Source organism: Bradyrhizobium sp. Leo78 (assembly GCF_059512425.1).
In genome coordinates, this window is record NZ_JCAMOT010000010.1 from 148,105 (window position 1) to 169,145 (window position 21,041).

The 21,041-nt window shown below is 64.0% G+C and carries 16 protein-coding genes; 11 read left to right on the forward strand and 5 right to left on the reverse strand.

Going from position 1 to position 21,041, the window contains the following annotated elements:
• Nucleotides 1-253 precede the first annotated feature (253 nt).
• The 4 genes from AC5ZG1_RS15740 to AC5ZG1_RS15755 all read right to left on the reverse strand — a co-directional run bounded on the left by AC5ZG1_RS15740 (nucleotide 254) and on the right by AC5ZG1_RS15755 (nucleotide 5,763).
• Entirely contained in the window at nucleotides 254-991 is a 738-nt protein-coding gene (locus tag AC5ZG1_RS15740; protein WP_496133413.1) for a response regulator, read from the reverse strand.
• Nucleotides 988-2,733 carry an ATP-binding response regulator gene (locus AC5ZG1_RS15745; RefSeq protein WP_456640641.1) on the reverse strand — a complete coding sequence of 582 codons (1,746 nt, stop codon included), beginning with the start codon at nucleotides 2,731-2,733 and terminating at the stop codon, nucleotides 988-990. Before AC5ZG1_RS15745 ends, AC5ZG1_RS15740 begins: the two co-directional genes overlap by 4 nt.
• Nucleotides 2,703-4,718 (reverse strand): sensor histidine kinase, encoded by a 2,016-nt coding sequence (locus AC5ZG1_RS15750; protein WP_035689953.1) that lies wholly within the window; start codon nucleotides 4,716-4,718, stop codon nucleotides 2,703-2,705. Before AC5ZG1_RS15750 ends, AC5ZG1_RS15745 begins: the two co-directional genes overlap by 31 nt.
• An 85-nt stretch (nucleotides 4,719-4,803) precedes the next feature.
• Nucleotides 4,804-5,763, reverse strand: coding sequence for a TRAP transporter substrate-binding protein (locus tag AC5ZG1_RS15755; RefSeq protein ID WP_496133414.1), 960 nt, complete (start codon nucleotides 5,761-5,763; stop codon nucleotides 4,804-4,806).
• Between the two features lie 248 nt (nucleotides 5,764-6,011).
• On the opposite strand from AC5ZG1_RS15755, the gene ugpB reads away from it, so the two are divergent.
• The 10 genes from ugpB (at nucleotide 6,012) to AC5ZG1_RS15805 (ending at nucleotide 16,907) form a co-directional block, all read left to right on the forward strand.
• Nucleotides 6,012-7,322, forward strand: a complete 1,311-nt coding sequence (ugpB, locus tag AC5ZG1_RS15760; protein WP_496133415.1) for a sn-glycerol-3-phosphate ABC transporter substrate-binding protein UgpB — start codon at nucleotides 6,012-6,014, stop codon at nucleotides 7,320-7,322.
• A 104-nt stretch (nucleotides 7,323-7,426) separates the two neighbouring features.
• Nucleotides 7,427-8,377 (forward strand): aminoglycoside phosphotransferase family protein, encoded by a 951-nt coding sequence (locus AC5ZG1_RS15765; RefSeq protein ID WP_496133416.1) that lies wholly within the window; start codon nucleotides 7,427-7,429, stop codon nucleotides 8,375-8,377.
• A 230-nt stretch (nucleotides 8,378-8,607) separates the two neighbouring features.
• A complete protein-coding gene (locus AC5ZG1_RS15770; RefSeq protein WP_496133417.1) occupies nucleotides 8,608-10,224 on the forward strand; it encodes an ABC transporter substrate-binding protein in 1,617 nt (538 codons plus the stop codon).
• 24 nt (nucleotides 10,225-10,248) lie between these two features.
• Nucleotides 10,249-11,262, forward strand: coding sequence for an ABC transporter permease (locus AC5ZG1_RS15775; RefSeq protein ID WP_028163415.1), 1,014 nt, complete (start codon nucleotides 10,249-10,251; stop codon nucleotides 11,260-11,262).
• A 9-nt stretch (nucleotides 11,263-11,271) separates the two neighbouring features.
• Entirely contained in the window at nucleotides 11,272-12,171 is a 900-nt protein-coding gene (locus tag AC5ZG1_RS15780; RefSeq protein ID WP_496133418.1) for an ABC transporter permease, read from the forward strand.
• Between the two features lie 133 nt (nucleotides 12,172-12,304).
• Complete coding sequence (locus AC5ZG1_RS15785) at nucleotides 12,305-14,077, forward strand: dipeptide ABC transporter ATP-binding protein (protein ID WP_496133419.1); 1,773 nt, start codon at nucleotides 12,305-12,307, stop codon at nucleotides 14,075-14,077.
• A 121-nt stretch (nucleotides 14,078-14,198) separates the two neighbouring features.
• Nucleotides 14,199-14,381, forward strand: a complete 183-nt coding sequence (locus tag AC5ZG1_RS15790) for a DUF4089 domain-containing protein (protein ID WP_028163418.1) — start codon at nucleotides 14,199-14,201, stop codon at nucleotides 14,379-14,381.
• A 7-nt stretch (nucleotides 14,382-14,388) separates the two neighbouring features.
• Complete coding sequence (locus AC5ZG1_RS15795; RefSeq protein WP_496133420.1) at nucleotides 14,389-15,780, forward strand: AtzE family amidohydrolase; 1,392 nt, start codon at nucleotides 14,389-14,391, stop codon at nucleotides 15,778-15,780.
• A gap of 3 nt (nucleotides 15,781-15,783) precedes the next feature.
• Complete coding sequence (hpxZ, locus tag AC5ZG1_RS15800; RefSeq protein WP_496133421.1) at nucleotides 15,784-16,182, forward strand: oxalurate catabolism protein HpxZ; 399 nt, start codon at nucleotides 15,784-15,786, stop codon at nucleotides 16,180-16,182.
• Entirely contained in the window at nucleotides 16,179-16,907 is a 729-nt protein-coding gene (locus AC5ZG1_RS15805) for a GntR family transcriptional regulator (RefSeq protein WP_496133422.1), read from the forward strand. Before hpxZ ends, AC5ZG1_RS15805 begins: the two co-directional genes overlap by 4 nt.
• Before the next feature lie 130 nt (nucleotides 16,908-17,037).
• On the opposite strand, the gene atzF is transcribed toward AC5ZG1_RS15805, so the two are convergent.
• Nucleotides 17,038-18,831: an allophanate hydrolase gene (atzF, locus tag AC5ZG1_RS15810; RefSeq protein ID WP_496133423.1), complete on the reverse strand. Its 1,794-nt coding sequence runs from the start codon at nucleotides 18,829-18,831 to the stop codon at nucleotides 17,038-17,040.
• 341 nt (nucleotides 18,832-19,172) lie between these two features.
• On the opposite strand from atzF, the gene AC5ZG1_RS15815 reads away from it, so the two are divergent.
• A complete protein-coding gene (locus tag AC5ZG1_RS15815) occupies nucleotides 19,173-21,035 on the forward strand; it encodes a feruloyl-CoA synthase (protein WP_496133424.1) in 1,863 nt (620 codons plus the stop codon).
• Nucleotides 21,036-21,041 lie beyond the last annotated feature (6 nt).

Below are 21,041 nucleotides of genomic sequence, written 5' to 3' on the forward strand. Positions count from 1 at the left end.
TCCCAGTTCGCCTTGGCGGCTTTCGTTGGGAGAATTGTTAATGAGCCACGGTTTCGGGATGTCTGCGCGAAAAGCGGAAAATGGTTTCATCCGTAGGAGAATTGTTTCGTCGGGGGGCGGGCGACGAAACATTCGGGGCAAAAATGCTAGTAATTTCAATGCGAGGAAAATGGCAGGGAGGTTGCGGATAGGGCGAAACCGAACGGCTCGTTGATACGTTCTCCCGCCCCCAGCATTGGGCGGGCGGTGAAGATCAGGCCTTTTCGCCGCTCGGTGAGAACAGATAGCCGCCGCCGCGGATGGTGCGGATGACCGCGGGCTTGGTCGGATCGATTTCGATCTTGCGGCGGATGCGCATGATCCGGAGGTCGACGGCGCGGTCGAAGGCTTCGGCGTCGCGCGCATTGGCCAGTTCGAGCAGCCGCTCGCGCGACAGCACCCGTTTCGGATTGGCCGCGAACACCTTCAACAGCCCGAATTCGGATGCCGTCAGCGGATGCTCGTTCCCCTCGTCGTCGCGCAGCGCCTGCGCCTGCAGGTCGAGCCATTTGGTGCCGAAGCGGACCAATTGTTCCTTCTCGGTCTTGGCGGCCGTCGCCTCTGGCGCTGCCGCTTTGGCCGGCGTGCTCCGCCGCAGGACCGAGCGGATCCGCGCCATCAATTCGCGCAGCTCGCAGGGTTTTGCCACGTAATCGTCGGCCCCGAGCTCAAGCCCGACCACGCGGTCGATCGGGCTCGCGGTCGCCGTCAGCATGATGACCGGCACATTCATCCGGCTCTTGAGATCGCGGATGATCGACAGCCCGTCTTCCTCGGGCATGTTGAGATCGAGCACCACGAGGTCGGGATGGTTAATCTCGATCACGCTGCGCAGGCTCTTTCCGCCGTCGCACAGCGTCACGCCAAAGCCGTGCATCTTGAGATAATCACCGACCATTTCGCGGGCCGGTGCCTCGTCATCGACAATGATGATGTGCGGGCTCTGGGTCATGATGTCTCTGCTGTAGCAGGCAATGTAACCGTAAAGATCGAGCCTTGTCCGGGCCCGGGGCTCTGTGCCGTTACATGGCCGCCATGCATGTCGATGATGCGCTTGACGATCGAAAGTCCTAACCCGGTCGAACTCTCCCCTGCTGTCGGCTTGGCTGACAGCCGCTGGAACCTGCCGAACAGGCGACCCAAATCCTCCGGCGAGAGGCCGGCGCCCTCGTCGGCGATCCGGATCACCGTGTTGTCGCCCTCATGGGTGACGATCACCGTGATCTTGCCGCCGATTGGTGAGTATTTGATGGCATTGCTGACCAGATTGTCGATTGCCTCGCGAATGCGGTCGGCATCGCACATGGTCACGAAATTCGGCGGTGCGGAGACCGAGATGCTCTGCTGCTTGTTGACTGCCAGCGGCAGGTTCGCTTCAGCGACCTCGTTGATAAGAGCCGCGACATCGACCGGTTCGCGGCGGATGGTGATGTCGAAGGCGTCGGCCATCGCATCCGAGATCAGATGATCGACCATCGACGTCAGGCGCTTGGTGGCATCCCTGATGTGCTCGACCTGGGTCGCGACCGCCTCCTTTGGCGAGCCGGCGCCGATCAATTCGGTCAGCATCTCGGTGCGGCCGAGGATCACCCCGAGCGGGTTCTTGAGGTCATGGGCAACCGTGCCCAGGATCTCGTTCTTGAAGCCGTTGGCACGCTGCAATCTCAGCCATTGCGCCGAAAGCCGGCGGTTGGCCTGCATCAGCGCGCGGGTGCGCTGGGCGACGCGGTCCTCGAGCTGCGTGTTGGCCTCATGAAGCTGCTGGTACAGGATCACGTTGTCGAACGCGATCGACAGGCGGCTACTGAAGATCTCGACCAGCGCACGGTCGGTGTCGGAGAGCTGGCGCTCCGCCTGCAGGAGCACCACGACTTCGCGGCCGCTGCCGGTGCGCAAATAGAGCACGCTGCGGTGGTCGGCGAATTCGTTCTTGCGACGCTGGAAGGCGGCTTCCACCATGTCGCGCAGATCAGGGTCGAGCGACTTCGAGCTGGTGGTGCCGATGAAACGGCTGTAGCAGCCGGAGCCTGCCAGCACCGACAATTCGCTGCCGGCGCCGTCATCGCGCAGCACCAGGATGCCGGCGCACTCGACATTGAGCAGCGAGGCGAGCTGGGTCAGCACGCCCTCGGCAAGCCGCTGCATCGATTTGAAGTCGTAGAGCGTGGAGGCGGCGTCGATGATGATCTCGAGCCCGCGCCTTGTCTGCACCATGCGCTCGAGCTGCTGATAGCTGCGCAGCGCCGCCGTCAACGAGGTGAACAGCTTGTCGGCGGTGAGCTCGGTCTTGGCCTTGTAGTCGTTGATGTCGTATTGGACGATCACGCGCCGCTCCGGCGCCTGTCCCGGCTGTCCGGTGCGCAGGATGATGCGGACGGTCTCGTTCTTGATCTCGTTGCGGATATATTCGACGAGCTCGAGCCCTGCGACGTCGGTCTCCATGATGACGTCGAGCAGCACGGCGGCGATGTCCGGATGCTCCCGCATCAGCTTGCGACCTTCCGCCGCAGAATAGGCCGACAGGATTTCCAGGGTGGCCCCGTTCAGGCTGTAGTCGGACAGCGCGAAGCGGGTCCCTTCATGCACTGCAGCATCGTCGTCGATGACTGCCACTTTCCATTTGCGTGCGGACGAATCTTCCGGTGCGAGCCCGGTGTCGTCGATCAGGTGGAGGACATCGTCCTGTTCGGCCATTGAGCAGTTCCGTCATTGGCTTGGTCCGCGATCGTGGGCTCGCCCGTAGGCTGCCCCTTGGCGATTCTCGGCATGATAATGCGAAAAGTGGTGCCTTGTCCCACCCTTGACTCCAGCACCATGCGACCGCCGAGCTGCTGGGTGACAAGATTATAGACAATATGCAAGCCCAGCCCGGTGCCGCCTTCGTTGCGCCGCGTGGTGAAGAATGGATCGAACGCCTGGCGCTGCACGTCCGGCGTCATGCCGGCGCCGTTGTCGGCGAAGATGATCTCGATGTCGTCGCTGCCGCGGGCCCGCGCTGAAATCGTGATCGTCCCCGATCGCCGGTCGGCGAACGCATGATTGACGGCGTTAAGGAAAAGATTAGTTAAAATTTGTCCGTAGGAACCGGGATAGCCGTCGATCATCAGGCCTTCCGGCACGTCGACGGTGAGGGCGATCGCGGCTTTCTTCAGCACCGGCCGCAGGCTGGCGACGATCTGGTCAGTCGCTTCGCTCAAGGAAAACTGGCGGCGCTCGGCATGTGAGCGGTCGACTGCCACCTGCTTGAATGACTGGATCAGTTCGCCCGCACGCTGCAGGTTGGCGACGAGCTGCTGCGCGGCATCGCGCGAGCTTTTCACGAATTCGTCGAGCTTGGAGCGGCGGAGCTGGTCCGATTTCAGCTCGTGCTCGAATATCTCGGTGCGGCGCGCGAAGCTCGAGGCCACCGTCAGGCTGATGCCGATAGGGTTGTTCACCTCATGGGCGACACCGGCGACAAGACCGCCGAGCGCCGCCAGCCGCTCGGCATCGATCAGGTTCTGCTGCGCCGTATTGAGTTCGAGCAGCGCGCTCTCCGCCCGTTCCTTGGCGGCGCGCAATTCGTCCTCGGCCTGGCGCTTGGCGATCGCGTTCTCGCGGAACACTTCCACCGCGCGCGCCATCGCGCCGACCTCGTCCTTGGCGTCGGTGCCCAGCACGTGGCGATCGTAACTGCCCGACGTGATGGCGTGCATCGAGGCCATGATCTGCTGCAGCGGCAGGCGGATCGAGAGCGCGATCAGGACGCCCGCGGAAACGATGATGCCGAGGAAGATCACCGCGATCGAGAGCACGCGGCGCGAAATGTCCGACAGCGTCCGGTCGAAGGTCTCCTGCGCCTTCTGCTCGCGCTGGCGCATGTTGATCGAGAGATCGTCGATGACGCCGATGGCGTCGGCCTGGCTGGCGTCGATGGTGTTGCGGAGCAGCTCGGTGCGGCTGGCGAGCTGCTCGGTCAACTTGCCCAATCCCTCGCGCAACGCTTCGGTTCGCTTGTTGAGCCGCGCCAGCGCCAGGCGCTGCAGGTCGTTGTCGGCGAGGTCGATCATGACCGGGATCGTCTTCTCGATCGTCTCGGTGTTGCGGCGGGCCTCTTCGGCGGATGCGCTCGAGAGCGACAGATAATAGGCGTTCGCCGCCACCAGCATCGCGGTGAAAGCCTCGCGGGATTTGCCGAGCGATGGCCAGATCAGCGCGTCGCGATGGCCGGTGGCGCCTTCGATGATGGAGTAGAGACCGGCCATGTCCTTGGCCGGCCCGAGCACCTGCTCCTCATAGGTCTTGGTGATCTTTGCCTGCACGGCGCGCAATTCGCCGAAGCCGTCCAGGAAGCGGCTGGTGACGCGCTCGAGCTGCTCCACCGACCCCGACAGCATCGGATCGGTGGCGGCGCGCGTGGTCAGCGTGCCGAGCACGGCTTCGCGGAGCAGCAGGATCTCGGCGAAAAGCTCCGGGCTCGGCTGGTTGATGTAGCGGTGGATCAGGTTCTGCAGCCGGCTGGTCTCGGTCTCGAGCTTGGCCAGGATCTTGTCGGACTCCCGGACCTGCCGGACATCCTCCCACGCCGAGCGAAGCACGGTGGCGCCGTTCCAGATCAACGCCGCCAGCACCACCACGACCGCCGAGTTCAACAGCGCGATCGACAGGATGCGCCAGCGGATCGGCACCGCCCGGAGCATCTGGACGATCTGCACGCGGCCGCGCGCGGCGAGGCTCGCCTGCCGTCCCACTGCTCCATCCTGTGCGGGTGTTGCCAAGCTTGCTTCACTCCACCTTGCGGATGCGCGCGATCAATGACGCGATCGCGCCGTCGCGCTGCGCTTTGGCATAGAGCCCTGCCATCGCCGCCTCGAACGGCCCGCGGTCGAAATCGCTGACGATCTTCACGCCCGCGGCTTCCGCGCGCTGGCGCGAGCGCTCGTCGAGGTCCTTCCACTTCTCGCGCATGAAGGTGCTGGAGCGCTTCGCGGCTTCGCGGAAAAGCGCCTGGTCTTCGACCGACAGGCTCGCCCACGCCTTTTGCGACATCACCAGCACTTCCGGGCTCATCGTATGTTGTGTCAGCGTATAGAAGCCTGCGAACTTGTAGTGATCGGCGGTGATGAAAGACGGCCAGTTGTTCTCGGCGCCGTCGATCAATCCGGTGGCAAGTCCGGTCTTCACCTGACCGTAGGGCAGTTCGATCGGTTCGGCGCCGAGCGCGCGGATCATGTCCGACATCTGCTGCGACTGCTGGACCCGAATCCGCAGGCCCTTGAAGTCGTCGAGCGAACGGATCGGACGAGCGCTGTTGTAGATCGAGCGTGCGCCTGAATCATAGAAGGCCAAGCCGACGAATCCGTAGGCCTCGAATGAGTTAAGGATCTCGTTGCCAATGGGGCCATCCAGCACCTTCTGCAAATGTTCGACCGAGCGGAACAGGAAGGGCAGCGCCAGCACGTTGGCCGCGGGCACCATGGTGCCGATCAGCGCCACATTGGTGCGGTTGATGTCGATCGCACCCGCCCGCGTCTGCTCCAGCGTTTCTTTTTCCTCGCCAAGCTGCCGCGAATGAAACACCCGCACATGATGACGGCCACCGCTTCGCTCCTCCACCAGGCTGCCCATGTAACGCAACGCCTGGACGGTCGGATAGTCCTCGCTCTGGGTATCGGACGCCCGAAACTCGCGCGCAGCCGCACCCGTTGCGACCGCCGTCAGCAGCAGCGCGATAACAAGCGTCATGGTCCGCGAAAGGCCGGCGCGGCGGTACACAGGCTACAAATCCCCTTGTGATATGGTCTGTGGCAGGAAGAAAAGGTTCAATACTTTTTAGCAGAAGCCTGAAAGATAGCTATCCGACGATCTACGGTTAATCGGCCATTCCGACGCATTGTCGGATTGCAACCGTAACGATGCAGCCTTAATCAGGGGCAAAAGTCATTTTGCTTCTCAAGCGCGAAAGCCTGGATTGGCGCACCGTGACATTGTTTATGAGATTCCTATACCCAGCGGTGCTTGCGACCACTCTCCTCGGATCTCCAGCGCATGCCGCGACCGAGATCATGTGGTGGCACGCGATGTCGGGAGAACTCGGCAAGCAGGTCGAGAAGCTCGCTGCCGATTTCAACGCGTCCCAGTCCGACTACCGGATCGTGCCGAGCTACAAGGGCAACTATACCGAGACGGTCACGGCGGCGATCTTCGCCTTCCGCTCGCGCAGCCAGCCCGCCATCGTCCAGGTCAACGAGATCGCCACCGCCACCATGATGGCGGCTCGCGGCGCGATCTATCCGGTGTTCGAGCTGATGCGCGATCAGTCCGAGCCGTTCCTGCCGTCGGCCTATCTGCCGACCGTGACCAGCTATTACGCCGATCTCAGCGGCAATCTGCTGTCGTTTCCGTTCAACGCCTCGACGCTGATCCTCTATTACAACAAGGATCTGTTTCGCGCCGCCGGCCTCGATCCCGAGGTGGCGCCGAAGACCTGGCCCGAGCTCGGTGCGGCGGCAAAGCGGCTGCGCGCGGCGGGTGCTCCGTGCGGATTCACCACGTCGTGGCCGTCCTGGATCAATGTCGAGAATTTCTCCGCCTTCCACAATGTGCCGATCGCGACCAAATCCAACGGCTTCGGCGGGCTTGATGCGGAGCTCATCTTCAACAATCCGCTGATGGTGAAGCACATCGCCCAGCTCGTGGAATGGCAAGCCACCAAGGTGTTCGACTATAGCGGCCGCGGGCAGTCGGCCGAGCCGCGCTTCCAGAAGGGCGAATGCGGCATTTTCATCGGCTCGTCCGGCACCAGCGCCGATATCAAGGCCAACTCGAAATTCGAGGTCGGCTACGGCATGCTGCCCTATTGGCCAGATGTCGCCGGCGCGCCGCAGAACAGCATCATCGGCGGCGCCACGCTATGGGTGCTGCGCGATCGCCCGCGGCCGGAATATGCCGGGGTTGCGAAGTTCTTCGCCTATCTATCGAAGCCCGAGGTGCAGGCCGCCTGGCACCAGGCGACAGGCTATCTGCCGATCACCCGCGCAGCTTATGAGCTCACCCGCTCGCAGGGCTTCTACGACCACAACCCCGGCGCGGCGATCGGGATCGAGCAACTGACGCTGAAGCCGCCGACTGAGAATTCGAAAGGTATCCGGCTCGGCTCCTTCGTGCTGATCCGCGGCGTCATCGAGGAGGAGCTCGAGCAGGCCTTTTCCGGCAAGCAGTCGCCGCAGGCCGCGCTCGATCTGGCCGTCGAACGCGGTAACCGGCTGCTGCGCCAGTTCGAGCGCGCCAATCCGGACAGGTAGAAATTGCCGTTGCCAGGCGTCATTGCGAGGAGCGCAGCGACGAAGCAATCCATGTCGACGCTTGTGGCGCTATGGATTGCTTCGCTTCGCTCGCAATGACGCCTATGGCCCAACTGCCCACCTTCACCGACTACGAAGCCTTTCGCGCCTGGCGTGCTGACCCATCGCGCTGGCTGCCGGTCGCGATGGATATCGCCCGCAGTCACGGAATTGCGTCCACGCCGCCTCACGTCTTCACGACCGGCACCAACCTCGTCGTCGGAGTCGGTGATGATCTCATCCTGAAGTTATTCCCACCGCTGCTGCGGGCGCAGTTCGTATCCGAGCGCGGATCGCTCGCGCAGCTTGGCGGACGGCTCAAGATTCCGATTCCGGAGATCGTCGCCGAAGGCGAGCGCGACCGCTGGCCCTATCTCATCATCACGCGCATGTCGGGTATCCTGGGTGCGGAGGTGTGGCCCTCGCTACCCGAAGCGGACAAGGAGCGCGTGCTCGCCGAGATCGCCGAGACCATTGCCGATGTTCAGCGCGTGCCGCCAGGCCCACTGCTTGACATCGAGCCGCGCTGGAACGTGTTCATGCAGAGCCAGATAGAAGGCTGTCGTGCCAGGCACGAACGGCTGGGGCTGGCGCGAAAATTCCTAGACGGGCTCGGTGATCTCCTGCGCGACGCCGCCGAGCTGATCCCGATGCACGAACCGCCGGTCATCCTCACCGGCGAGTACATCCCGCAAAACTTCATGCTGACGCAGCGGGGCGGCCGCTGGCACCTTTGCGGATTGATCGATTTCGGCGATGTGCTGGCAGGATGGCGCGACTACGATCTGCTCGGCCCCGGCGCATTCATGGCCGCGGGCCGGCCGGGCCGCGTGCTGAGCCTGCTCGAAGGCTTTGGATATTCCCGCAGCGACATCGATTTCACGCTGAAGCGGCGGCTGATGGCCTTGATGCTGTTGCACCGCGCAAGCGACCTCAACCGGCACATCTGCATCGAGGGCTGGCAAGCGAAGGCCGACGATCTCCTGCAACTGCAGGAGCTGATATGGGCCACGTAAAAATGACTCGCCTAACAATCGGGCGTTCAAAAATATCCGCCTAATCAATAGGCAAAAACACTGGTTTGTATGCAACGTGGTGTCTGCCAATTGTAGCGTTTGACCCTGCTGCTCTCGATATTCCGAAGTGTTATCAATGCCTTGGGTCTGCGCCAACGCTCCGTTGAGGCTTGGCACAAACCTTGCGAACTCCTTCCACGCCATTTCCCAGGGGCGTTGGAGCATCACTCATGAAACGTCGCGATTTCCTCAGATCCGTGTCCGGATTGGCCGCAAGCGCGATGGTGCCTGCGCCGGCGATCTGGTCGCCCGCCAAGGCCGATGCGCGCTCGGAGACGCTTCTGATCGTCTCCGAGGGCGGCCCGAACAATCTCGATATCCATGGCGTCGGCACCAATGTGCCCGGCTATGAAGTGTCGTGGAATTGCTATGATCGCCTGATCACCCACGAGATGAAGAGCGGCCCGGGCGGCGTACCCTATTACGACCGCGACAAGTTCAAGGGCGAACTCGCCGACGACATGAATGTCGGCGAAATGTCCGTCACCTTCAAACTGAAGAAGAACGCCAAATTCCACGACGGCACGCCGGTGACGGCAAAGGACGTCAAATGGTCGCTCGATCGCGCGGTCAGCGTCGGCGGCTTCCCGACCTTCCAGATGAGCGCGGGCTCGCTGACCAAGCCCGAGCAGTTCGTCATCGTCGATGACTCCACGGTGCGGGTCGATTTCGCCACCAAGGACCGCCTCACGATTCCAGATCTCGCCGTGATCGTGCCCTGCGTCGTCAATTCGGAACTGGTCAAGAAGAACGCGTCCGAAAAGGACCCCTGGGGCCTCGAATACACCAAGCAGCAGACCGCCGGCTCCGGCGCCTACAAGGTTACGAAGTGGACCGCGGGCACCGAAGTGATCATGGAGCGCAACGACGCCTGGATCGGCGGCCCCGTGCCGAAGATCAAGCGCGTGATCTGGCGCATGGTGCCGCAGGCGGGCAATCGCCGTGCGCTGCTCGAGCGCGGCGACGCCGATATCTCCTACGAGCTGCCGTTCAAGGATTTCCAGGAGATGAAGGCGAACGGCAAGCTCGACGTGGTGTCGCTGCCGTTCTCCAACGGCATCCAGTATATCGGCATGAACGTCACCAAGCCGCCGTTCGACAATCTGAAAGTCCGTCAGGCGGTGGCTTACGCCATTCCCTATCAGAAGATCATCGACGCCGTGCTGTTCGGGCTCGCCAATCCGATGTTCGGCGCGAAGGACAAGCCGACCGATGTCGCCTGGCCGCAGCCGCACAAATATTACACCGATATCGAGAAGGCCAAGGCGCTGATGGCGGAGGCCGGCTATCCGAACGGCTTTGAGACCACGATCTCGTTCGACCTCAATTTCGCAGGGGTCAACGAGCCGCTCTGCGTGCTGGTGCAGGAGAGCCTGGCGCAGATCGGCATCAAGACCACCATCAACAAGGTGCCCGGCGCCAACTGGCGCACCGAGTTGACCAAGAAGGAAATGCCGCTATTCACCAATGTATTCTCGGGCTGGCTCGATTACCCCGAATACTTCTTCTATTGGTGCTATCACGGCAACAATTCGATCTTTAACACGATGAGCTACAAGTCGCCGGAGATGGACAAGTTCATCGACGGCGCGCGCAAAGCTGCCGCGCTCGGCGACGCTGCCGCCTACGATGCCGACATCAAAAGCTTCGTCGATCTCGCCTTCACCGACATCCCGCGCATTCCGCTGTATCAGCCGTTCGTCAACGTGGCGATGCAGAAGAACATCTCCGGCTATCAGTACTGGTTCCATCGCCGCCTAGACTATCGCGCGATGGCGAAGGGGTAGCGAACGAACAGTGGAGGGCGCGCGATGCTGACGATGATTGGCAAGCGGCTGATGTTCGCGATCCCGAGTCTGATCGGGGTCGTCATTGTCACTTTCCTCCTGACGCGCGCGCTGCCGGGCGATCCGGCCGCGTATTTCGCCGGTCCCGCCGCGACCAAGGAGGCGGTCGAGCAGATCCGCAAGAAACTCGGTTTCGACCGGCCGCTGATCGAGCAGTTCTTCCGTTACACCAGCGATCTCGCTCATGGCGATTTCGGCACCTCGCTCACGACCGGCCAGCCGGTCGCGACCGAACTCCGCAATCGCCTGCCGGCGTCCGCCGAATTGACGCTGCTTGGCCTTTTGGTGTCGGTCGCGATCGCGATCCCACTCGGCGTGCTCGCAGCGACGCGCCCTGGTTCCTGGATCGACCATCTCTGTCGCGTCACGACGACGGCAGGCGTCTCGCTTCCGGTGTTCTTCACCGGCCTCGTGTTGGTCTACGTCTTCTATTTCCGGCTTGGCTGGTCGCCGGCGCCGCTGGGGCGGCTCGACGTGTTCTACAGCGCGCCGCCGACCGTGACCGGCTTCTATCTGATCGACACGCTGATCGCCCGCGATTTCGAAGCGTTCCGCTCGGCGCTCAGCCAGCTCGTCCTTCCGGCGACGACGCTTGCGATCTTCTCGCTGGCGCCGATCGCGCGCATGACCCGCGCCTCGATGCTGGCGGTGCTCGCCTCCGACTTCGTGCGCACCGCGCGCGCCAGCGGCCTGTCGCCAGGCACTGTGATCGTCACCTACGCGTTCCGCAACGCGATGCTGCCGGTCATCACCACGCTCAGCATGGTGTTCTCGTTCCTGCTCGGCGCCAACGTGCTGGTCGAAAAAGTGTTCGCCTGGCCCGGCATCGGCTCCTACGCGGTGGAAGCGCTGATATCGTCGGACTTCGCGCCGGTGCAGGGCTTCGTGCTGACCATGGCGGTCATGTATGTGCTGCTCAATCTCGTCATCGACATTCTCTACGGCGTCATCGATCCACGCGTACGACTGGAAGGGTAGGGGTGAAGCATGAGCACCGTTGCGCCTGTCGTTGAGCCCGTCGGTCCGGCGCGGACCTCGGGACTATCGGCCGTTTTCGAGCACACGCGCTATGTGCTCAGCGAGAACAAGGTCACCGGTTTTGCCTTTGCGCTGCTGATCTTGATCCTGTTCGCCGCGCTGTTCGGCCCCTATGTCGTGCCTTACGATCCGCTCGCCAGCGATACGGCGGCGGCGCTGAAACCGCCGTCGGCGGCGCACTGGTTCGGCACCGATCAATTGGGTCGCGACATCTTCAGCCGCGTCATCGTGGCAACCCGGCTCGACACCTTCATCGCGGTCGCTTCCGTCGTGCTGGTGTTCCTGATGGGCGGGCTCGCCGGCATCGCGGCCGGTTATTTCGGCGGCTGGACCGATCGCATCGTCGGCCGCATCGCCGACACCATCATGGCATTCCCGCTGTTCGTGCTGGCGATGGGCATCGTCGCGGCGCTCGGCAACACCGTGCAAAACATCATCATCGCCACCGCGATCGTGAATTTCCCGCTCTATGCCCGTGTCGCCCGCGCCGAGGCCAATGTCCGCCGCAATGCCGGCTTCGTTCAGGCGGCGCGGCTCTCCGGCAATGGCGAATACCGCATCCTGCTGGTGCATATCCTGCCCAACATCATGCCGATCATGATCGTGCAGATGTCGCTCACCATGGGCTACGCGATCCTGAACGCCGCCGGCCTTTCCTTTATCGGCCTCGGCGTCCGCCCGCCGACCGCCGAATGGGGCATCATGGTCGCCGAAGGCGCCGGCTTCATGGTGTCAGGCGAATGGTGGATCGCGCTGTTCCCTGGGCTCGCGTTGATGATCGCCGTGTTCTGTTTCAACCTGCTCGGCGACGGCCTGCGCGACATCGTCGATCCGCAGCGGAGGACGTAATGGCCGCACTCTTTCAGTTGATCGTCATTGCCGGGCTTGACCCGGCAATCCATCGCGCGAAGCGCAGCGTTGACTCTCCGATGGATGCGCGGGTCAAGCCCGCGCATGACGAGCTGAGAATGAGGCGCTCGTCATGAGCGCGCAGCCGCTGCTTGACGTCAAGGACCTCACAGTCGAGTTCACCACGCGGCGTGGCATCGTCAAGGCGGTGCAGCATGTCAGTATTTCCGTGGCGAAAGGCGAGACGCTTGGGATTGTCGGCGAATCCGGCTCGGGCAAATCGGTGACCTCATATGCGGTGATGCGCATCCTCGATCGCGCTGGGAATATCGCCGAGGGCTCGGTGATGTTCTCCGGCATCGACGTCAAGGCCGCGACCGAGACGCAGATGCGCGACCTGCGCGGCCGCGAGGTCTCGATGATCTTCCAGAACCCGCGCGCCGCGCTCAATCCGATCCGCAAAGTGGGCGACCAGATCGAGGACGTGCTGCGTCAGCACGTTCAGCAGTCGACGGTGGCCGATCGCGGTGAGAAGGCGATCGAGGCGCTTGAGCAGGTCAAGATCGCCCGGCCGCGTGAGCGTTATCACGCCTATCCGTTTGAGCTTTCGGGGGGCATGTGCCAGCGCGTCGTGATCGCGCTTGCGCTGGCCTGCAATCCGCAGCTCCTGATCGCGGACGAGCCCACCACCGGTCTCGACGTCACCACGCAGAAGGCGGTGATGGAGCTGATCGTCGAATTGACGAAGCGTCGTTCGATGTCGACGATCCTGATCACGCATGATCTTGGCCTCGCCGCCGCTTATTGCGACCGCGTGGTGGTGATGGAGAAAGGCCGCGTGGTCGAGACCGCCAGGTCGGCCGATATTTTCGCCAAGCCCGAGCATCCCTATACCAAGAAGCTGATGCGCGCGACGCCGCGGATCGGCGTGTCGCTGCGCGATCTGCTGCCGGAAGAGGATGCGAAGCCCGTCATGGCCGGGCTTGACCCGGCCATCCATCAGTCTTCGAAAAACTCTTCTCCTGAAGGGATGGACCCCCGGGTCAAGCCCGGGGGTGACGAGAAGACAGAGCCGCTCCTCCTCGTCGAAAAGCTCGTCAAGGAATACCCGCGCCAGGGCGCAGGCGCGGTGCTGTCGAAACTGTTCGGCCGCAAGCCGCCGGTGGAACAGGAGGTGTTCCGCGCCGTCGACGGCATCAGTTTCCATGTCGGCCATGGCGAGAGCGTCGGCCTGGTCGGCGAATCCGGCTGCGGCAAATCGACCACGTCGATGATGGTGATGCGGCTCCTGGACCAGACCTCCGGCCGTATCGCCTTTGATGGTGAAGAAATCGGCGAGATCAAGCCGCCATCCTTTGCGCGATTGCCGCTGCGCAGCCGGATCCAGATGGTGTTCCAGGATCCGACCGACAGCCTCAATCCCCGCTTCACCGCTGCGCGCGCGATCGCCGATCCGCTTCTGCAACTCGGCGACATCAGGGGACGGGACGCGTTGCGGGCCCGCTGCGAGGAACTCGCCACGCTGGTCGGTCTTCCCGTCAATCTCCTCGACCGCTTCCCGCATCAACTGTCCGGCGGCCAGAAGGCGCGCGTCGGCATCGCGCGGGCGATTGCGCTGCATCCAAAGCTTGTCATCCTCGATGAGCCGACGGCCGCGCTCGATGTCTCGGTGCAGGCGGTGGTGCTGAACCTGTTGCAGGATCTCAAGCAGTCGATGGGGATGAGCTATCTTTTCGTATCACACGATCTCAACGTCGTGCGCCTGTTGTGCGACCGCGTCATCGTGATGCGCAGCGGCAAGATCGTCGAACAGGGGAGTTCCGAAAAGGTCTTGGGCGATCCGCAGGAAGCTTATACAAAGGAGCTGCTGACGGCGATCCCGCATCCGCCGTTGCCTGTTCATTGAGCAGCCTCCGGAAAGAAAACAGGCACGCAGGCTTTCCCGGCGCTCGATAAAACAGATGAGGTTGTGATTCGATCCAAGTCATCGGATCGTGGTTGAGTTGAGATCGTCGGATGGGAGAGTCATGGCTGCCGACAAGCTGGATGACTATATCGACGCCGTCGCAACGGCGATGGGGCTGCCGGTTGAGGACGCCTGGCGGCCGGCGGTTCGTGCCAATCTCGAGGTCTCGCTGAGACTGGCACGGATGGTGGACGAATTCCCGCTGCCTGACGAGACCGAGCCGGCCAGTGTCTACTCCGCCTGATAGCGCAATGACCGATCAATCCTTGTCCGCCGCCGACATCGCGCAGGCCGTCGCCGCGCGAAAGCTCTCCGCGCTGGAAGCAACCGAGGCGGCGCTCGCCCGCATCGCCAAGCACGACTCCGTGCTCAACGCCTTCACCGATATCACCGCCGATCGCGCCCGCACCAAGGCCAAAGCCCTTGATGCTGCGATTGCGGCCGGCCAGACCGTCGGCCCGCTCGCGGGCGTGCCCTTCGCGGTGAAGAACCTGTTCGACGTGCAGGGCCTCTCCACGCGCGCCGGATCGAAGATCAATCGCGATCTGCCGCCGGCCGCGCGCGATGCGACGCTGATCGAGCGGATGGAAGCGGCCGGCGCCGTGCTGGTCGGCGCGCTCAACATGGGCGAATACGCCTATGACTTCACCGGCGAGAACGTGCATGACGGTCCGTCGCGCAATCCGCACGATCCGACGCGGATGACGGGCGGCTCCTCGGGCGGCTCCGGCAGTGCGGTCGGCGGCGCTCTGGTGCCGATCGCGCTCGGCTCCGACACCAATGGCTCCATCCGCGTGCCGTCGTCCTTCTGCGGTATCTTCGGTCTGAAGCCGACCTATGGCCGGCTGTCGCGCGCGCGCTCTTTTCCGTTCGTCGCGAGCTTTGATCATCTCGGGCCGCTGGCGCGAAGCGCAGGTGACCTCGCATTATCCTATGATGCGATGCAAGGACTGGATCCTGATGATGCCGCCTGCAGCCCGCGGCCGGTCGAGCCGGTTGTGCCACAGCTTGCGCAAGGCATCCGTGATCTCCGCATCGCCATTGCCGGCGGCTATTTCCAGCAGAACGTCTTTCCGGAGGCGGTTGAAGCCGTCGGCCGCATCGCCAAGGCGCTCAACGCGACGCGTACGGTCGAAATTCCGGAAGCCGCGCGGGCCCGCTCGGCGGCCTACGTCATCACGACAACGGAAGGTGCTTCGCTGCATCTCGATCGCCTGCGCAAGCGGCCCAATGATTTCGATCCCGCGGTACGCGATCGCCTGATTGCCGGCGCGATGATCCCGGCGCCTTATGTCGACAAGGCGCAAAAGTTCCGCCGCTGGTACCGCGAAAAGGTGCTGGAGCTGTTCAAGACGGTCGACGTGATCCTGGCGCCGGCGACGCCCTGCGTGGCGCCGAAGCTTGGCCAGGTGAACTTCACGCTCGATGGCGTCGAACTGCCGGTGCGCGCCAATATCGGCATCCACACCCAGCCGATTTCGTTCATCGGCCTGCCGGTGGTGGCGGTGCCGGTTCCGCTCGAGCCGATGCCGATCGGCGTGCAGATCATCGCCGCGCCCTGGCGTGAGGACATCGCGCTGCGGGTTGCCTACGCTCTGGAGCAAATGGGCGCGGCCGCCGCGCCGTCGCCGCGAGGAATCTAGCGAATGGAAATCGATCTGCCCGACGTGCTTGCCGAAGTGACCGCGCAGTTTGAGCGCTACGAGAAGGCGCTGGTGTCGAACGACGTCGCCGTGCTGGATGAGCTGTTCCGCAACGACAAGCGCACGCTGCGCTACGGCATGGGCGAGAATCTCTATGGCTATGAGGCGATCATGGCGTTCCGCGCCGGGCGCTCGCCGGCCGGGCTCAATCGCCGGACCGAGAAGACGGTGATATCGACCTACGGTCGCGACACCGCGGTCGCCTCGACGCTGTTCTATCGCGACTCCGCACCTAGCAAGGTGGGACGGCAGATGCAGACGTGGATACGCTTCCCCGAGGGCTGGAGAATCGTCGCCGCCCATGTCAGCATCATCGACGAACCGAAGGATCCGAAGACATGAGTCTGGACGACCTTCCGCGTCGCCCTGCCGCCGCCGGACCGGAAATGCTGGTTCGTCGCGTCGACCGTCCGTCTCCGCAACAGTCCAAGATCACGCGCGCCGAGGAGCTGCGCCTGCAGCTCGCTGACGAGATCGTGCGCGGTGCGCTCGGACCGGGTTCGCCGCTCGACGAATCCGATATTGCGCGTCGCTTCAATGTCTCGCGCACGCCAGTGCGTGAGGCGCTGCGCCAGCTTGCCGCAAGTGGTCTGGTCGAAGCGCGCGCCCATCGCGGTGCGGTGGTGGCGCAGCCCTCGATCGAACGGCTCACCGGCATGTTCGAGGCGATGGCGGAATTGGAAGCGCTGTGCGCGGGGCTCGCCGCCGAGCGGATGACGGCTTCCGACCGGCATGCGCTCGAAGCCGTGCATGAGGAATTGCGCGTGCTCAGCTACACCGGAAATCCCGAGCGCTTTCACGAGGTCAACGAGCGCTTCCACAACACGATCTATGCCGGGTCGCACAACGATTATATCGCCGAGATGACACTGGCGACGCGGGTCCGCGTGCAGCCGTTCCGCCGCGCCCAGTTCCGCAATCTCGGCCGCTTGGCAAAATCGCATGCCGAGCACGATCGCGTGGTGGTCGCGATCCTGCGCGGCGACAAGGCCGGCGCCGCCGCCGCCATGCGCGCCCACATCACATTGGTACGCGGCGAATACGAGATCTACGCGGTCTCGGTATAACCACGCGGGCTATCCATCGTTCGTCATTCCGGGGCGCGCGAAGCGCGAGCCCGGAATCCATTCATCCACGTCGTCTGCGGCCCGATGGATTCCGGGCCTGCGCCTTCGGCGCATCCCGGAATGACGGCTGTTATGTGGTAGGCGTCTCCGCCACGAACGCACGCCAGCCGCCGAAGGCGGAGATGTCGCGGGCGCCGTTGATCGCCGCCGGCTCCACGATAAAGCCCTTCACCTCGCGGCCGTCGGCGAGGCGGATGGTGCCGATCGAGAGCGGCGGCGGGATCGCGGCGACGAACTTGCCGAAGGATGACGGCGAGAGCGCCCAGAGTTCGAGCTCGATCGATGCGCCGCTGCCCGCTTCGACGCGCAGCATCCCGGGTTTCGGCGGCGTGGTGCCGAGCGCATAGAGCTTGTAGTCCGGCGCGGTCGCGGTCTCCTCGAGCAAACGTCCGTCGAGCGCGCGCAACTCGCCGTTCAGCGCCATGCCGGACAGGTGCGCGCCGACCACAGCAATCGGAATGTCTTCGCCGCTTGACGGCGGTAGCGGAGCGAGCAGCGGCTGCGGCAGCGACTTCGCGCCGATCGACAGCTTTGTATCGGCATGGAAGACGCGGCCGATGCTGGCAAGCAGCGCGTCGCGGCCCGCCGGCGCCAGCAGCGTGATGCCGAACGGCGCGCCGTCAGGCCGCATCGCCGAGGGCAGCGCGAGGCCGCAGAGGTCGAGCAGGTTGACGAAATTGGTATAGGTGCCGAGCCGGCTGTTGAGCTCGATCGGATTGGCCAGCACCTGCGCCGTTGAATAGACCGTCGGCGCCGTCGGCAGCACGATCGCCTCCATCGAGGCGAAGGCGCGCTCGGCGGTCCGGCGCAGTGCCTGCAGCCGATAGAGCGCGGCAAAGGTTTCGGCGGCGGTGAGCCGCGCGCCGGCCGCGGTGATCTCGCGCGTGACCGGGTGGATCGACTCCGGCGACGAGGCGAGCAGATCGCGGATCACCAGATAGCGCTCGGCAACCCACGGGCCTTCGTAGAGCAGCCGCGCGGTCTCGTAGAACGGCTCGAGGTCGAATTCGACCAGCGTCGCGCCGAGCGCGGCCCAGCGCTCGATCGCCTCAGCATAAAGCTGCTCCGACTGGCGGTCGCCGAAGAAGATCAACTGCCCTTTGCGGGGGACACCGAGCCGAAGCTTGGCCGGCAACTCCGTCATCTTGCCAAGCGGTCGCTCGCGCGAGAAAGGATCGGCGCCATCAGTGCCGGCCATCACCTTCAGCGCCGTCATGGCGTCGTCGACGGTGAGCGAGAACACCGAGATGCAATCGAGCGTACGGCAGGCCGGCACCACGCCGGCGGTCGAGATCAATCCGAGGCTTGGCTTCAGTCCCACGATGTTGTTGAGCATCGCCGGCACGCGGCCGCTTCCCGCGGTATCCGTGCCCAGCGCCAGCGGCACCAGTCCGGCGGAGACCGCAACCGCCGATCCCGAGCTCGATCCGCCCGGAATGAGGTCGTTGCGGACTGGATTTTTCGGGATCCCGTAGGGCGAGCGCACGCCGACTAGGCCGGTCGCGAACTGGTCGAGATTGGTCTTGCCGATGATGATGGCGCCGGCCGCGCGCAACCGCGCGATGGCAGTCGCGTCATGCGTCGGCATGGAGGAGAAGGCGGGACAGGCCGCCGTGGTCGGCATCCCCAGCGCGTCGATATTGTCCTTCACCGCGACCGGCACGCCATAGAGCGGCAGCCGCGCGGCGTCCTTGCCGGCCAGCGCCTCGGCTTCGGCTTGCGCGTCTCTCTCATCGCGCAGGGTGATGAAGATGGCGGGATCGCCATGGTCGCGGATGCGCTGAAAACTGCGCGCGACCGTTTCCGCAGGCGTCATGGTGCCGGCGCGGTGCGCAGCAAGGATCTCAGCGACGGTTTCAGTCACGTGGTGCCTCGTCCATTTGGTCGGCCGATCTCCGTCACAATCGACGGCGCCCGGCCTGACAAAACCCAAGCCCACCGAAGCAAGCGATGTGCCATTGTGTACATTTGCAGTATTGGGGTGCTTGCGAAAATCGGGCTGTAATCTCCGTGACTTAAGTCTCTCGCGGAGAACTGGCAGAAGCGCGCAACGACGACCGGTTGCGATGCTCTGCCCAATTTTTGGGCGCAGTACCGCAAGCTTTGCGATCCTCTATCCGCGGCGTGCGGCGACATTGCCTGATGGCGGGATAGTCGCGTAGAGCAGAGCCAGCCCCAGCAAAGAGGGCGTGTGAGGAAGCCCCAATGACCTTAGCCGTCGCCCGCCGCGATGATCCCGAAATGCTGTTTGCCGTGCCCGCGATCGTTGCCGACCGGCGGGGCGACGGCACCATCATCGTGAAATCGACCGTGCCCTTGCGCGAAGGCGCGCGCTGCGTCGGCGATTGGCTGGAGCATTGGGCGCGGCTGACGCCGGACCGGGTCTTCCTCGCCGAGCGCGCCGATGTCGAGGCGCCCTGGACCACCATCAGCTATGCCGATGCCCTGCGGCAGGTGCGTTCGCTTGCCTCCTGCATCCTTGGGCAGGGTCTCGGCGTCGAACGTCCGGTGATGATCCTCTCCGATAACAGCATCGACCATGCGCTGCTCGCGCTCGCCGCCCAGCATGTTGGCGTGCCCTCGGCGGCGATCTCGCCGGCCTATTCGCTGATGTCGAAAGATTTCGACAAGCTGAAGCGCATGGTCCGGCTGCTCGAGCCCGGCGCGATCTATGTTTCCGCCACCAGGCCGTTCGCGGCGGCGCTTGCCGCGGTCAAGCCGCTGCATACCGCGAGCATCATCAGCGGTAATGCCGACGACAGCGACGCCATTTCGTTCAGTGCCATCGCGGCTACGCCGGAGACCGCGGACGTGGAAAAAGCCTTCGCTGCGGTGACGCCGGACACCATTGCAAAATTCCTGTTCACCTCGGGGTCGACGGGCGCGCCGAAGGCCGTGATCAACACCCAGCGCATGCTGACCTCGAGCCAGCAGGCCAAGGCCCAGACCTGGACCTTCCTCGATGCTGACAGCGACGATCTCGTGATCCTGGACTGGCTGCCCTGGAGCCATACCTTCGGCGCCAACCACAATTTCAACCTGGTGCTGCGCAACGGCGGCACGCTTTATATCGACGGCGGCAAGCCGGCGCCCGGCCTGTTCGCGACGTCGCTCGCCAATCTGCGCAGCGTGGTGCCGACGGTCTATTTCAACGTGCCGCGCGGTTTCGACATGCTGATCGCGACGCTTCGGGGCGATGACGCGTTGCGCCGGAAATTCTTCGGCGAGGTGAAGTTCGCCTTCTATGCTGGCGCGGCGCTGCCGCAAAATCTCTGGGACGCGCTGGAAGAATTGTCCATGAAGACGGTCGGCCGTCGGTTTCCGATGGTGTCGGCCTGGGGCTCGACCGAGACGTCGCCGCTCGCGACCGACTGCCATTTCCTGGCGGAGCGTTCCGGCAATATCGGCGTGCCGGTCCCGGGCACCGAATTGAAGCTCGTCGCCTCCGGCGACAAGCTGGAGGTGCGCGTGCGCGGCCCCAATGTCACGCCGGGCTACTGGAAGGCGCCGGAGCTGACCGCGCAGGCGTTCGACGAGGAGGGCTTTTACCGGATTGGCGATGCCGTGAAGTTTGCCGATCCGGAAAAGCCTGAGCGCGGGCTGTTCTTCGACGGCCGCGTTGCCGAGGATTTCAAGCTTAATTCCGGCACCTGGGTCAGCGTCGGCACGCTGCGCGTCGCCGGCATCGCCGCACTGGCGCCGCTCGCGCAGGACATCGTCGTCACCGGTCATGGAGGCGACGAGGTGCGCTTCCTGGTCTTCCCCAACGTCGCCGCCTGCCGCGCGCGGGCCGGGTTGCCTGACGGCGCCGATGTTTCCGATGTGATCGGCCATGAAATGATCCGCGGCGCGATCGGGCAGGGTCTTGCAAGACTGAAGGCGCAGAGCGGCAACTCCTCCGGCCATGCCACGCGCGCGCTGTTGCTTGCGGAGCCCGCCTCCGTCGACGGCGGCGAGATCACCGACAAGGGCTACATCAACCAGCGCGCGGTGCTGACGCGCCGCGCGGCCGCGGTAGCGGTACTGGACGATGATGCTTCGCGTGAATGGATCGCCTGCGCCGGCTGACACCGG